The sequence below is a fragment of the Parasediminibacterium paludis genome, assembly GCF_042651445.1.
GTDB lineage: Bacteria > Bacteroidota > Bacteroidia > Chitinophagales > Chitinophagaceae > Parasediminibacterium > Parasediminibacterium paludis.
In genome coordinates, this window is the sequence record NZ_JBHSDC010000031.1 from 21,317 (window position 1) to 36,565 (window position 15,249).

General features: G+C 36.8%; 12 protein-coding genes. All 12 read left to right on the forward strand.

Going from position 1 to position 15,249, the window contains the following annotated elements:
* Nucleotides 1–37 precede the first annotated feature (37 nt).
* Nucleotides 38–1,528 carry an RNA polymerase factor sigma-54 gene (rpoN, locus tag ACFOW1_RS16575; RefSeq protein WP_379015836.1) on the forward strand — a complete coding sequence of 497 codons (1,491 nt, stop codon included), beginning with the start codon at nt 38–40 and terminating at the stop codon, nt 1,526–1,528.
* A gap of 66 nt (nt 1,529–1,594) precedes the next feature.
* Complete coding sequence (locus ACFOW1_RS16580) at nt 1,595–2,251, forward strand: hypothetical protein (protein ID WP_379015838.1); 657 nt, start codon at nt 1,595–1,597, stop codon at nt 2,249–2,251.
* A gap of 154 nt (nt 2,252–2,405) precedes the next feature.
* Entirely contained in the window at nt 2,406–4,724 is a 2,319-nt protein-coding gene (locus ACFOW1_RS16585; protein WP_379015839.1) for an efflux RND transporter permease subunit, read from the forward strand.
* A gap of 70 nt (nt 4,725–4,794) precedes the next feature.
* Nucleotides 4,795–5,175, forward strand: a complete 381-nt coding sequence (gene mscL / locus ACFOW1_RS16590) for a large conductance mechanosensitive channel protein MscL (RefSeq protein WP_379015840.1) — start codon at nt 4,795–4,797, stop codon at nt 5,173–5,175.
* Nucleotides 5,176–5,368: 193 nt separating this feature from the next.
* Nucleotides 5,369–6,190 (forward strand): segregation and condensation protein A, encoded by an 822-nt coding sequence (locus ACFOW1_RS16595; RefSeq protein WP_379015841.1) that lies wholly within the window; start codon nt 5,369–5,371, stop codon nt 6,188–6,190.
* A 267-nt stretch (nt 6,191–6,457) separates the two neighbouring features.
* Nucleotides 6,458–7,456: an AAA family ATPase gene (locus ACFOW1_RS16600; protein ID WP_379015842.1), complete on the forward strand. Its 999-nt coding sequence runs from the start codon at nt 6,458–6,460 to the stop codon at nt 7,454–7,456.
* Nucleotides 7,457–7,531: 75 nt separating this feature from the next.
* Nucleotides 7,532–8,467, forward strand: a complete 936-nt coding sequence (locus ACFOW1_RS16605) for a DUF58 domain-containing protein (protein WP_379015844.1) — start codon at nt 7,532–7,534, stop codon at nt 8,465–8,467.
* Entirely contained in the window at nt 8,464–9,423 is a 960-nt protein-coding gene (locus ACFOW1_RS16610; protein ID WP_379015845.1) for a BatD family protein, read from the forward strand. The genes ACFOW1_RS16605 and ACFOW1_RS16610 overlap by 4 nt, the downstream gene beginning before the upstream one ends.
* Nucleotides 9,413–10,420: a vWA domain-containing protein gene (locus ACFOW1_RS16615; protein ID WP_379015847.1), complete on the forward strand. Its 1,008-nt coding sequence runs from the start codon at nt 9,413–9,415 to the stop codon at nt 10,418–10,420. Before ACFOW1_RS16610 ends, ACFOW1_RS16615 begins: the two co-directional genes overlap by 11 nt.
* Before the next feature lie 353 nt (nt 10,421–10,773).
* Nucleotides 10,774–11,964 carry an alkaline phosphatase family protein gene (locus ACFOW1_RS16620; protein ID WP_379015848.1) on the forward strand — a complete coding sequence of 397 codons (1,191 nt, stop codon included), beginning with the start codon at nt 10,774–10,776 and terminating at the stop codon, nt 11,962–11,964.
* 214 nt (nt 11,965–12,178) lie between these two features.
* On the forward strand, nt 12,179–14,584 hold the full coding sequence (porZ, locus tag ACFOW1_RS16625) for a type IX secretion system anionic LPS delivery protein PorZ (RefSeq protein WP_379015850.1): 2,406 nt from the start codon (nt 12,179–12,181) through the stop codon (nt 14,582–14,584).
* Between the two features lie 233 nt (nt 14,585–14,817).
* The gene (locus ACFOW1_RS16630) at nt 14,818–15,168 is read left to right on the forward strand and encodes a hypothetical protein (RefSeq protein ID WP_379015852.1); all 351 of its coding nucleotides are present in this window, start codon (nt 14,818–14,820) and stop codon (nt 15,166–15,168) included.
* Nucleotides 15,169–15,249 lie beyond the last annotated feature (81 nt).

Below are 15,249 nucleotides of genomic sequence, written 5' to 3' on the forward strand. Positions count from 1 at the left end.
GTTTTGAAATTTAAATGTCAAATTAGGCAATAAAAACATGGCATTAGGACAATCGTTACAGCAGAAATTATTACAGAAATTATCGCCTCAGCAAATTCAATTAATGAAGTTGTTGCAAGTACCTACTGCTAATTTAGAGGAACGCATAAAAGAAGAATTGGAAGAAAACCCAGCATTAGAACTTGGTGAGGGGGAAGAAGGTGCAGATGCCAATGAAGAGATGGTAGACGAATTTGAAACATCGCCTGATGAAGATTTTGAGAAGGATGGTAGCGAAGAAGATTATGAAGATGTAGATATCAGTGAATATGTGGTAGATGATGATGGCGAAATTGCGGATTATAAAATGAAGGATGATAATTATCCAGAAATGGATGATAAGCAAACCATCCCAATCAAGCTTGAGCAAAGTTTTTTTGATCTAGTACTAGACCAGCTTGGCATGTTAGATTTAGATGAGCGCAGGTTTAAAATAGCTGAGCAAATAGTGGGCAGCTTGGACGATGATGGCTATTTGCGCAGAGAATTAAGTTCTATTGCGGATGATTTGGCCTTTCGGCAAAACATTATTGCAGACGATAAGGAGATTGAAGACATCATCAAACAAATTCAACAGTTTGATCCTGCAGGAGTAGGGGCACGAGACTTGCAAGAATGTTTACTACTGCAATTAAAACGCAAAAGCTCAGAAGGTATTGGTGTGCAATTGGCCATACAAGTAATGAGCAAATATTACGATGAGTTTATCAAAAAACATTACGATAAAATTCAACGTGGTCTTAACTTATCTGACGACGATTTAAAAGAGGTTATCCATCAAATTATTAAATTAAATCCTAAGCCTGGTGGTAATGTAGGCGAAATCAATAAAGCCGAAAGCTATATTGTACCAGACTTTTATATCATTAATAATAATGGTATTCTTGAGCTTACTTTAAACTCTCGTAATGCGCCTGACCTTAAAATAAGTGAAGGTTATAAAGACATGATGAAAGAGTACGACAAGGGTAGCAAAAAGGATAAGCGCCAAAAAGAAGCAGTACTTTTTATCAAGCAAAAAATTGATAGCGCTAAGTGGTTTATAGAAATGATTCAGCAGCGCCAACAAACCCTAATTTCTACCATGGGTGCTATAATGCGTCACCAAGAAGAGTTTTTTTTAACTGGTGATGTTACCAATATGCGCCCCATGATATTAAAAGACATTGCTGAAAAGACAGGCTTAGATATAAGCACTGTGAGTCGTGTGGCAAATAGCAAATTTGTACAAACAGAATTTGGTACGTATCGCCTTAAATATTTCTTTAGCGAAAGTTTAAGTACCGATAGTGGGGAAGAAGTGAGCACCCGTGAAGTAAAAGAAATATTGAATAATTTAATAGATGCCGAAGACAAACAAAAACCTTTGAGTGACGAATTTTTAACCGATATGTTGAACGAAAAAGGCTACAATATTGCCCGTAGAACGGTGGCTAAATATCGTGAACAACTCAATATTCCAGTAGCAAGATTGCGTAAAGAATTGTAGTGCTATATTGTTACTGCGAGGCACGAAGCAATCTGCTCTAAAACAATAAAACACAGAACTAAAAACATGCAACAACCAGAACTTTCTATACCATATCAACCAAGCAATTGGCTAAAAGTACCCGCCAAAATCATCTCGTATATACTGCATCCTGTATTTGTACCTACGTACTTTTTCTTGTTTTTGGTTTATCAATTTCGATTAGAGTTTTCAGGCATAACCGATTGGCAATTAAAGCTCAGAATCTTCAGTGTTTTTTGGATGACAGCTTTCTTTCCCACATTTGCAGTGTTCTTGTTATGGAAAGTAAAATTTAGCGAAAGCATTTTTCTCCGCACCCAAAAAGAACGCATTGTACCTTATTTTATTTCTATGTTTTTTTACTGGTGGATGTATTATCTAAGCCGCAATTTCACTGACCAGCCAGCCCCTTTAAAGTTCTTTTATTTCGGTATTTTCATCGCTACAGCCGTGGGTGTGGTATTCAATAATTTTATCAAAATCAGTTTACATGGTATAGGTATGGGTGGCTTGCTAGCAGCAGTTATACTCACCTCATTTTTTTACCAAACACCTTTGGGCATTGCTATTAGCATTACAGCATTTTTAACAGGCTTGGTATGTACCAGTCGTTTTTTAGTAAGTAACCACACTGCTGTTGAAGTGTATAGCGGCTTGCTTGTAGGTATCTGTTGTCAGCTATTTGGCTATTGGTTTGTATAGTTTTTTTTATTGAGCAAGCTGTAGTACAAAGCTAAGCTGTAGTTGCGTCGCACTTCCAATAGCTATCGGAAGAATCGTTCATTACAAAGCCAATCTTTTACCACGCACTATGGCAGCTTTGGTTTAATATATTTTTCACCATTCACTATTCACTATGTGGTACAGTTTAGGTAAGTTGATTTTAAAGTACAGATTACCGTTATTATTAGCTTTATTAGCTATTAACGTTGTTGCTGTTACATTGGCACTAAAAGTAAAAATTGGCTACGATTTTTCAAGAGCCATCCCTACGGATAATCCTAAGTACTTAGATATGCAAGCATTTAAAGCCAAGTTTGGTGACGATGCAGGCACATTGGTAGTAGGTATTCAAAGTAAAGAATTCTTTACTCCCAAAGTATTTAATGCGGTAAGTAAGCTGCATCAAAGTTTAAAAAAGGTACCCGATGTAACAGATGTATTAAGTGTACCAGAAGCGTTGAATTTAATTAACGATACTGCCAGTAAAAGCTTTCAATCAAAGCGTTTATTTCAAAGTAATTATACATCGCAAGCCCAGCTAGATAGTGATAGAATGGTTTTTGAAAGTTTGCCCTTTTACAGAGGCTTACTATACAATGCGGATACCAAAGCCTATTTAGTAGCAGTAGGTGTTAATAAAGATACCTTAAACAGTAAAAGCCGTACAAGGTTGATTGCTACTGTATTAGAGCCTATAAAGCAATTTGAAAAAGAGTCAGGTATTACGGTACAAATTAGTGGCTTGCCTTATTTACGTACCGTAATAGGCGATAGAATTAAGCACGAAATGAACTACTTTTTAATTGCTTCTTTCTTGCTATCAGCTTTAACGCTTTACCTATTTTTCCGCAGTATTAGTACTACCATTATGAGTTTATTAGTAGTTGGTATGGGTGTCGTATGGAGTCTTGCTACTATGCAACTTTTTGGCTACAATATTACTTTGCTAACTGCCATTATTCCACCACTCATTGTGGTAATTGGTGTACCTAACTGTATTTACTTTTTAAATAAATACCACACTGCATTTAAAGATACGGGTAACAAAGAGGAAGCCTTACGTACGATGGTGGGTCGTATGGGCATTGTGACACTATTTTGCAATATCGCTGCTGCAATTGGCTTTGCGGTATTTGCCTTAACGCGTAGTGCTTTGCTAAAAGAATTTGGTATGGTAAGCGGCATCAATATTATGTTGTTGTTTTTTATTTCGCTCATATTTATACCTGCCGTATTAAGTTATTTGCCTGCACCAAAACCCAAAGAAATTAAGTATTTAGACAATCGTTTCTTAGAATCTTTATTGACTAAAATTGAACATTTAGCCTTTAAAAAAGCCAAACTAGTGTACGCTGTAACTATTGCTATTACTGCATTTGCAATTATTGGCTTGTTTAAACTGCGCAGCGAAGGATTTATAGTAGATGATTTGCCAAAGAAAGATAAAATTTATACCGACCTTAAATGGTTTGAAAGCAATTTTGAAGGTGTAATGCCATTAGAGATAATGGTTGATACTAAAAAGAAAAAAGGCTTATTCAGGAGTACAAAGCCACTTGAAAAAATTGACGAATTATCTGCTTACATTAACGCAAAGCCAGAAACAGGCAGGCCTCTATCTTTTGTGGAAGGCTTAAAATTCGCCAAGCAAGCCTATTTTGATGGTGATACCAATAGCTATGCGGTGCCTAGTATGGGCGATCTTGCCTTTATTGGTACGTACTTAACACCAAAATCTGCTAATAATTCACAAAATGGTGGCGCTATTAAGCTGCTCAATAAGTTTTTAGATAGCAATAAGCAAGTGGCACGCATTACCGTAAACATGAAAGATATTGGTAGCCAAAAACTGCCGTTATTATTAGCAGATTTTGAAAAGAAGAGCAATGAGATTTTTGATACAGCAGCCTATAAAGTAACATTTACAGGTAGCAGCGTCACCTTTTTAGAAGGCTCAAGCTTTATTATTAAAGGCTTGCGTGATAGTATTTTCTGGGCGTTTTTATTAATCACACTGTGTATGTTATACCTGTTTAGGTCGTTTAGAATTTTGGTGTGTTCACTTATTCCAAATATCATTCCATTGCTGATTACCGCTGGTATTATGGGTTGGGTAGGCGTACCATTAAAACCATCAACAGTATTGGTATTTAGTATTGCACTTGGTATAGCCATAGATGTAACCATCCGATTTTTAATCAATTACAAGCAAGAACTACCTGACAATCATAACCAAGTTGCGCCTACTTTAATTTTAACAATACACCATACAGGTATTAGTATTATTTACACTTCGTTAGTATTAATTGCTGGTTTTATTATCTTTTGTTTTAGCAGTTTTGGTGGCACCATTGCGCTTGGTTGGCTTACATCATTAACATTGGTGGTGGGAACACTAACCAATTTAATTTTATTACCAGTTCTTATTCGTAGTATGACACGAGCAAAATAATTTTCAATTCAGTTCAACAATTGTTTAAATTGCTTTACAAACCTTAATAAAAAAACAAAACGTCACGATTATGGGTATGATTAAAGAATTCAAAGACTTTGCCATGAAAGGCAATGTAGTAGACCTAGCAGTAGGTGTTATCATTGGTGCGGCTTTTGGCAAAATTGTTAGTTCATTTATTGAAGATGTGATCACGCCTTTGCTGCTAAAACCCGCTTTAGATGCAGCGCATCTTTCTAAATTAGCCGATTTAACCATTTGGGGAACTGTAAAATATGGTAATTTTTTAGCTGCAGTTATCAATTTTTTAATTGTGGCAATTGTGTTATTCTTGATTATTAAAGCAATAAACGCATCTAAGAGAAAGGAAGTAGTTGCGCCAGCACCTCCCGCAGAACCTTCCAGTACAGATAAATTATTAATGGAGATAAGAGATGCTTTGAAAAAATAAATTCCTTATCTTCATTTTCTTTTTTCCCGTCTATGCTTTTTGGTGTAGGCGGGTTTTTATTTGGTAGTTAGTAGGTTGTCGTGATTTAAATATGTTATCATGGATACGAAAAATATAGTAAAACGTGTTTATTCGTTTATCTGTTTCTATTTTCTTTTTAGCATGATTACATTTGTAACTAAACCTCTGTAGCGTGAATACCACCAATTATCAAATTAAGCTGGAGCATTTTGAAGGACCGTTCGATTTATTATTGTTTTTCATAGAACGAGACGAGTTGGATATTTATAATATTCCTATTACTAAAATTATCAAAGATTTTTTAGATTTTATACGCCAACAAGAGAAGTTAAACATTGAGTTGAGTAGCGAGTTTATCTTGTTTGTATCTACCCTCATGCGCATAAAAGCCAAGCTATTATTGCCTCGCAAAGAAATAGACGCACAGGGCAATGAGATAGACCCTAGACAAGAACTGATAGATAAAATACTTGAATACAAGCGCTTCAAAGAAGCGTCGGTACAAATGGCTGATATGGAAGCCATTCGTATGATGATGGTAAAACGGGGCAACTTGCAGAAAGAATTGGCTTCAATTGGCGAAGAAAGTGGGGAAGGCACCGAAATACAAACCATTACCATGTTTAAGCTAATGAAAGCCTTTGAAAAGGTAATGCAACGTGTACACGACCGCCAAAATAAGCCTGTACACACGGTAGTACGCTACAATTACACGATGGAAGGCAGCCGTGAACATATGCTGAATTTTGTGCAAACAGAAAAAAACGTGCCTTTTGAAAAAGTATTTGAACTATGTCAAGATAGAATTCATGCCTTGTTCTTATTCTTATCCCTTTTAGAACTATCGCAACAACGCTATATGACATTGTTAGTAGGTGAAGGGCGTAACAATTTTATTGTTGAATGGAACGATAAACGTAACGAAGAACTGGCTATCCACCCCGAAATAAATGAGATGACTTTTGAGGAAGAATCGCCCATTGTAGAAGAATAATCATGCTACTGATTAAATGATTTGAATGATTAGCTTTAGTGATTATAAACGAATATGGCTATTCGATTTTCGTAGACCAATTTCTTTTGAGCATAAAACTTGTTAATAATTATAAGTCAATGCGTTTTATTCACGTTATTGGCTTTAATTCGTGCAAATGAGAAGCGCTTACATCAATGGTACAAACAACGTTATCTCATACAACCATGCGAAAAATGAATATGTCATGGTTATCATTTCAATCAAATAAATCAGCGGTTAATTGTTATGCAAACACCAGAAGATATTCAGCAACTAGGCTTGCAAATAGCACAGCAACATACAGTGATAGAAAGGCTACAAACCGAATTAAAAAAAGTAATTGTAGGCCAGTATTACATGGTAGAGCGCTTATTGATTGGCTTACTTAGTAATGGTCACGTATTGCTCGAGGGTGTGCCAGGTTTGGCAAAAACGCTTACGATTAAGTCATTAGCACAAGCCATACAAGCACCATTTAGTCGTATACAGTTTACGCCCGACTTATTGCCTGCTGACGTTATTGGTACCATGATTTACAACCAACAACGTGGTGAATTTGTGGTGCGCAAAGGTCCAATTTTTAGTAATTTCATTTTAGCCGACGAAATAAACCGCGCACCAGCCAAAGTGCAAAGTGCCTTGCTTGAAGCCATGCAAGAAAAACAAGTAACCATTGGTGATCAATCCTACAAACTGCAAGAGCCATTTTTGGTATTGGCAACGCAAAACCCTCTTGAGCAAGAAGGTACTTATCCATTACCAGAAGCGCAAGTAGATCGGTTTATGCTAAAAGTAGTTGTAGGCTACCCTGATAAAAAAGAGGAGCAACTAATTATTAGACAACAAGTGCAAAGCCTTGAACTGCCAAGTATTCAGCCCGTAGCAAGCATTAGTGAGATACTACATGCAAGACATTTAGTGAAGCAGATTTACATGGATGAAAAAATAGAGCACTATATTATTGATATCGTATTTGCAACACGTTTTCCAGAACAATATGGCTTAGGTAAGTTAAAGGCGATGATAAGTTATGGCGGCTCGCCAAGGGCAAGTATTAACTTGGCTTTAGCGGCTAAAGCACAGGCTTTTTTACGTAAACGAGCCTACATTATTCCTGATGATGTGAAAGCCATTGCTAAAGATGTATTGCGTCATAGGATAGGTCTTACATACGAAGCAGAAGCTGAAAATATAACCAGTGAAATGATTGTAGACGATATTTTGAGAACCATTTTGGTGCCATAGAGTAGCTTCAACCCATAGATAGTTATAATTATACCCAGCCCTAAAGTAATCAATTAGATAAAAAAGCAAAGCAGCATGTGGTTGTTTAATAAAAATAAAACACAAAATACTGAGCCTCTTTCAAACTCTCCTTTAAGTGTTGGGGGTGATGCTGCTGATTTGCTGCGTAAGGTTCGTGACCTTGAAATAAAAAGTAAAAAGCTCACCAATCATTTATTTACAGGTGAATATCACACAGCGTTTAAAGGTAGAGGTATGGCTTTTAAAGAAGTAAAAGAATATGCTGCTGGCGATGATATACGATTTATAGATTGGAACGTGAGTGCTAGAATGGGTAGCACTTATAGCAAAGTTTTTGAGGAAGAAAGAGAGTTGAGTGTATACTTATTAGTAGATGCAAGTGCTAGTAATTTGTTTGGCACAAATCAACAGAATAAACAAGAACTAATTGCTGAGATATGTGCAGTTTTAGCATTTAGTGCACTTAATAATAATGATAAAACAGGCCTATTATTTTGTACAGATAAAGTAGAAAAATACATTCCTTCTTCTAAAGGTAGAGAACATGTATTGTATTTGGTACGTGAGTTGGTAGCGTTTAAGCCCGCAGCTACTAAAACAGATTTGGTGAAAGGCTTGCAATACCTCAATAATATCGCTAAGCACAAAAGCATTGTGTTTATTTTAAGTGATTTTGCTGATGCTGGTTATCACGAAGCACTACGTGTAGCAGCGAGAAAGCACGATGTTATTGGTGTGCAAGTATTTGATAAGGCAGATAAATATTTACCCAAAATAGGCTTGCTACAAGTTGCCGATCCTGAAACAGGCGAAACACTTTGGTTAGATACAAATGATGCGGCTGTACAAGTGGCTTACAATAGACAATACCATCAAATAATGGATGATGCGGCAACGATATTTCGTAAAGCTGGGGCAGATTTATTACAAATAGAAACTGGGCAAGACTATGTAAAAGCCTTACAACATTTTTTTATAAAAAGAGCATGAGAAAATTAAGTTTCAGGTTTCAAGTTTCAAGACACAAGGTGTACGTAGAATACATGTGCCTTGTTGTTTGTAGCTTATTTTCTTTGCAAACTGTCGCTCAAAAAGTTACTACCACTACTAATAAATCTACCATTCGCATTGGCGAACAATTTGAACTAAAACTCACTATTGAACCCGCTGCAAATAGCACCGTATTGCTAGATACTTGGTTTAATTTACCAGATAGTTTTAACCATTTTGAAGTACTACAACGCTTACCAATAGATACGATTGAAGTAGGCGGCGCTCAATCATTTGCCCAGAAAATATTAATTACTAGCTACGATACAGGCACGTTTAAGTTGCCTGAGTTTGCTGTAAAGTTGATAGGCAATAAAATGCTAACATCCTTGCCTTTACCAATAAAAGTGTTGCCTGTTAATATTAGCAACATGCAAGATTATAACGACATCAAAGAAATTATAGAAGTAGCGCCTGAAACAGATTGGTGGCTGTGGGGTAAAATTGGATTTGGAATTCTACTACTGATAGTTGTAGTAATATTTGTTGTAAAATATTACTTAGGCAAAAGACCTAGTAAGCCCATCAAGAAAATAGCCATCTCTGTAAATGATGTATTGCAACAGATAGAAGCACTTCAACCGCTAATAACAAGCCAGCAATACAAGCTTTTCTTTACGAGTTTAATTACTATAACACGCAACTTTTCTGATGTGCAACTAGGAATTACTAGTCTTTCTAAAACTACCGATGAATATATGGTATTGTTGAAAGGCAAAGTAGGTAATGCACCTACGCAAGTTCAGTATTATCAATTGTTGCGCTTAGCTGATGCAGTAAAGTTTGCAAAGTATCAACCCGCTACCACTGAATGCGAGCAAGCCATACAAGCTGCTAAAACATTTGTAACCACCATTCATTCATTCAATTATCAACCTAAGGCAAATGCTGTATAATTGGTACCAACATATCAGCTTTGCTTACCCTTGGGTGCTGCCTTTACTATTGGTAGTACCATGCATTATATTTTGGTATGTAAGAAGCCATCGCAAGCAGACTGCTTCGCTTACTATTACCACTACTTTCTTTTTACAGTATACGCAAAACTGGAAAACAAGACTAAGGCATTTACCCATTGCTTTGCGTTGTATTGCATTAGTGCTGCTAATTATTGCATTGGCAAGGCCACAACAACATTTTACTGAAAATCAAACCAGTGGCGAGGGGATAGATATTGTATTATGCTTTGATATAAGTGGCAGTATGACGGAGCAAGATTTTACGCCAAATAGACTAGAAGCCGCCAAAGATGTAGCCGCCAATTTTGTTCAAAATAGACCAGGCGATAGAATAGGCGTCGTGATTTTTAGTAGCCAAAGCTTTACACTTTGCCCAATAACGCCCGACCACAAAACGGTACTTGCGCAGATTAATAATATTGTCAATGGTTATCTCCCTGAAGATGGCACGGCTATCGGCTCCGGGCTTGCCACTAGTGTAGATAGACTGCGCAATAGCACGGCTAAAAGCAAGGTTATTATTCTACTAACAGATGGTGTAGACCATGGTGGTTTAATACCGCCCGATATAGCTAAAAAGCTAGCCATTACTTATGGCATTAAAGTGTATTGTATTGGTATTGGTAGCGAGGTTGAAATGGACGTACCGGTTAATTCAGCGCTTGGTACTGTTATGGAAAAACGTAAAATGAGTTTTGATGAAAACTTACTCAAACAAATTAGTGCAGAAACTGGTGGGCAATATTTTCAAGCATCTAATAAAGCAGCATTAAAAAATATTTATGCAAGTATCAATCAGTTGGAGAAGAGTAAAATTGAGATTACTACCTACGACCGATATACCGATGAATACTTGCCTTTACTACTTTCAGGACTAGCTGTGGTAATACTTGAGCTAGTAATAAGGCTTACAATACTTAGGAAGTTTCCTTAAAGGGCTTCTATGCAGGTAGATGCTTTTGGTTGCGCAAGTCGTAAGCTAGTTGATAGCATTTCTAAGCTCTAATAAAGGTGCTTGTGATATTATAGGTTTACCATATTAGCTATTGTTGTGGTAGTAAAAGAGCGTTTTAATGTAAACTCAGATGTCTATTAAAAGCATCGCTATTACTAAAGTTTTAAGATTAATTTACCAAAACAGCGTTGATTTGATAACACAACTACAACACATAACCGTGTTGCATTTGGTAAGTAGGTTTTACTTTAGCTTGTAATTTCAGCATTTTAAATTTTAGTTCCTGTTTTATAGAACAATACCTATTATAAGTTTTTTAACCAACCCATTGTATGAAATCGATTATTGGTTCGTTGTTAACTCTTGTCTCTTTTTTAAGTTGTCATTCGTCTGTATTTGCGCAAATTACTAACCATCCACAACGCATTGTAATTATCATGTTTGATGGTTTTGGAGAAGAATATTATCGTAATAGTAACATGCCCACCTTAAATGAGATGGAGAGAAAGGGGCTATATAAAGTAGTTCCGTCGCTTATGCCGTCGGTAACCAACTTAAATAATGCCGCTATTTGTACAGGTGAATGGCCAGCAGTCAATGGCATTACAGGCAACTCATTTTGGAATGAAAAAACACATACAGAAGACTTTATGGAAGATGCTGCGCTTTTACTGTCGCCTACCTTATTTGAAAGAGCCAGCACCAAAGGCATAAAATCTATTTTATTTGCCAGCAAAAAGAAAACCATTAGTCTATTATATAAAGGCACTTCCGATACTATTTCGCCTGAAACTGCTTCGCCTATATGGGTAAAAAGAATAGGTACACCACCTTCAATCTATAGTAGAGAAGTAAACTATTGGTTAATGCAGTCGGCCTTATATACCCTGCAACATGATAGTACGATGGGTATTGTGTACATCCATCCTACAGATTATCCGATGCATACTTGGGCTCCAGAAAGCAATGAATCGAAAGAATATCTTGCTAAAATGGATAGCTATATTCAACAAATAAAAGAAGCTGCACCAGATGCTGCTATTTTAATAACTGCCGACCATACTGTTACACATAAATCACTTTGTTGGGATTTGAATAAAGTTTGTGCGAAAAAAAATATTCCAATTACAATTGCTATTTCGCCAGAGCGTGACAAATATTTTAAGCATCATAGAGGCTTTGGTGGTACGGCCTATGTGTACGTGACTAATACAAAAGAAAGAGACAAGGCTAAAGCAGCTATTGCAGCATTACAAGGTGTAGATGAAGTACTTACGAAGGAAGAAGCTGTAAAAAGGTTTCATTTGATGGGCAATAGAATTGGCGATTTGGTAGTACTTGGTAGTAAAGAAACGGTATTTGGCGATTTAGATACAGAATCGGAAATGCTACCAAACACGTATAGAAGTCATGGTTCTTTATACGATGCTAGAGTTCCTTTATTTGTGTACAATGCTAAAGGGGCGCCTACGGCAGACTATTTTAAATATAATTACCAATTAGCAAGTTGGTTGTTTCGGTAGTATTCACAAGCTATTTAAAATGTCACTTTAACCATTGGTTACTACTAATAATTTGCAACAGGCTTTACTTTATTATTTAAAAAGGTGAGTTGATGGCGTTCTTGTGTAGAAATAAGAGCGATTGTAAAGCGAAGACTTTAGCCATAATATTTGTTTGTATTCTTGCGATGGTTTGCTCTTAAACCATCCATAAACTTAGTATTATTGTACTATCATGCAGCAGTTTTTACTACATAAACAAAGCTCAATAAAGTACAAAGCGTACATACCGATAGCTATCGGTAGTGCGAGGCAACAAATGTTAAACAGTACTACCAAAGCTGGCTACCAAATATTACTTCTCCTTATTTCATTTTTCCTTTTTCACATCTCACTAAAAGCCCAAAACGCCCAAGTACCTATTGGCTACTGGCGCGAGCATTTAAATTACAACTCGGCACAGGCAGTGGTAAAAGGTGATAAAATTTACTGCGCTACCGCCAATAATGTATTTAGTGTAGATGCCAATAATAATGAACAACGCTATAGCAAAATAAATGGTCTGAACGATATAGGTGTGAGCGCTATTGGCTGGGATGAAACCACCCAACAACTAGTAATAACTTATACCAACTGCAATATAGATGTAGTAAAAGGTGATGTGGTAAATAATATTGGCGATATTCAACGTAGTGCTGTTGTAGGTAATAAAACCATTAATAGTATTTATTGCAATGGTGGCTTTGCGTACCTGTGTAGTGGCCTAGGAGTAATAGTGTTGAACTTGACTAAATACGAGGTTAATGATGCTTGGTACATAGGTAATGGTGGTGGCGAAGTGGTAGTGAATGCTATTACTACCGATGGTAACTTTTGGTATGCTGCAACCAACGAAGGTTTAAAGCAAGCGAGTGTAAATGCAGCTAATTTGGCTAACTATAATAACTGGCAAAACCTGAGTGGTAGCAATGGTTTAAGCGATGGCGTTACCCAAAATGCAGTGCTTGCTAGTGGTAAATTACTCGTGCAAAAAAATGATACGCTGCTAGTACAAAATAGTAGCGGCTTTGCTATTTTGTATACTGATAGTAATTGGCAAATAACCAACTTGAATAGTAGCAATGGTAAGTTGTTGCTGTGTCAGCAAAATAAGCAAACTGGTATTGGTAGGGTGCTACAAATACATGCAAATGGCGCCATAGAAACTACGCTTACAAATAGCACCTATATTGTACTGCCTAGGCAGGCAATGGTAGATAATAACAGCTTATGGATTGCTGATAGCAGTGAAGGCTTATCTAAATACAACACTAGTTTTAGCAGCTATATACCCGATGGGCCTTTGGGTACAGCCGATGGCGACATGCTTGTGGCAAATAACACGCTGTACGCTGCTGCTGGTAGTGTTGATGCGAATTGGCAAGCACTACAAAACCGCAATGGCTTATACACTTTTAATGGCGATGCATGGAATACCATTGGCTATTATAGCAAACCTATTTTCGATTCGGTGCTTGATATTGTAACACTGGCTATAGACCCAGCCAATCAATCTATTTGGGCCGGCAGCTATGGCGGTGGTTTGGTAAATATAGATGGGGCAACTACTAAAATTTATAAAGCCAATAATTCATCATTACAGCCCACTATTGGTACTAATAAAGATATACGGGTAAGTGGGCTAGCATTTGACAATACCAATAATCTTTGGATTAGTAATTATGGTGCTGCGCAAAATATCAGCGTGCGCAAAGCCGATGGTAGCTATAAATCTTTTGCAATACCGTTTATTCATACAGGTAATGCGGTGGCACAAATAACTATTGACGATGCCAATCAACTATGGATTGTAAGTCCACTTGGTAATGGCTTATTTGTTTATAATTATGGTAGCAGTATCGATGCAGTAAATGATGACCAATGGAAGTTTTTTAAAACTGGTGTAGGTAGTGGTAACCTGCCAATTAATACAGTGTATTGTACCGCAAAAGATAAAAATGGTTTTATATGGATTGGTACTGCCAAGGGTATTGCTGTAGTACAATGCCCTACCGAAGTATTTACCCAAAACTGCGAAGCCATTTTGCCTGTGGTACAGCAAGATAGCTTTGCAGGCTATTTATTTCAAGATGAAGAAGTACATACCATTGCCGTTGATGGGGCTAATAGAAAATGGGTAGGTACTAAAAATGGGGTATGGCTCATTTCGCCCGAAGGCGATAATATTATTTACCGCTTTACGGCTGATAATAGCCCTTTGCTAAACAACGACATCAAGCGCATCGCCATTGATCCTCAATCTGGTGAAGTATATATTGCTACTGCGGCAGGTATTTGTAGTTTTAGAAGTACCGCCACAGAAGGCGGCGAAACCAATAGCAATGTGTTGGTGTTTCCAAATCCTGTACCGCCAAATTATAATGGTACTATTGCCATAAAAGGTTTGGTAGATAATGCTTTGGTAAAAATTGCCGAACTAGATGGCAGATTAGTATACCAAACTAGGGCTTTGGGCGGGCAAGCCATTTGGAATGGTAAAAATTATAAAGGCGAGCAAATAGCAAGTGGTGTGTATTTGGTAATAGTAAGAGACGATACTGGCCTAGAAAAAATTGTAACCAAAATTGTATTGGTAAAATAGAGGAAGCTACAACACAAATGCCGCTAGTTTAACAAGCTACTTGTTTAGCGTAAAATGCTATAAGATTAAGTTGTTTGCCTAAGCAAATAGCATAACAAACTATAAAATTAGATATATCACCTAACAAAATAGAACTGTAACCTAATAAATTAGGATGATTACCTATAAAATTAGCATAGATTGCTAGTAAAATAGCATTAATTGCTATAATTTAGCTATTAAAATTCGAGATTATGGGTACTTTAACCAAAATGAGCCACGTAAATAGTGAGCAGAAGATGCCTCACGCAGGTAAGTTGTTAGAAAAAGTATTAGAAGAAAAAGGTGTTTCAAAGGCTGAACTGGCAAGGCGGCTAGATATTCATCCTATAGGCATTACGCACTATATAAAGCAGCACACATTACATGCAGCCTTGCTTTGGAAAATTGGCTTGGCAATCAACCACAATTTTTTAGCCGATTTATCAACGGCTTTTCCCATAGAAACCTTGTCTAATAAAGAAGCGCAATTACAACAGCAATTGGCAGATTTAGAAAAGAAATTGGCGGTGTATCAGGAAGTTTTAAAGATTAATGGTAAATAAAAAATTGTACCATAAACAAACTGAGCCACTCTTCAAGAGTGGCTCAGTTTGTTTATGGTACCCCTGCTTAATAGCGTATCA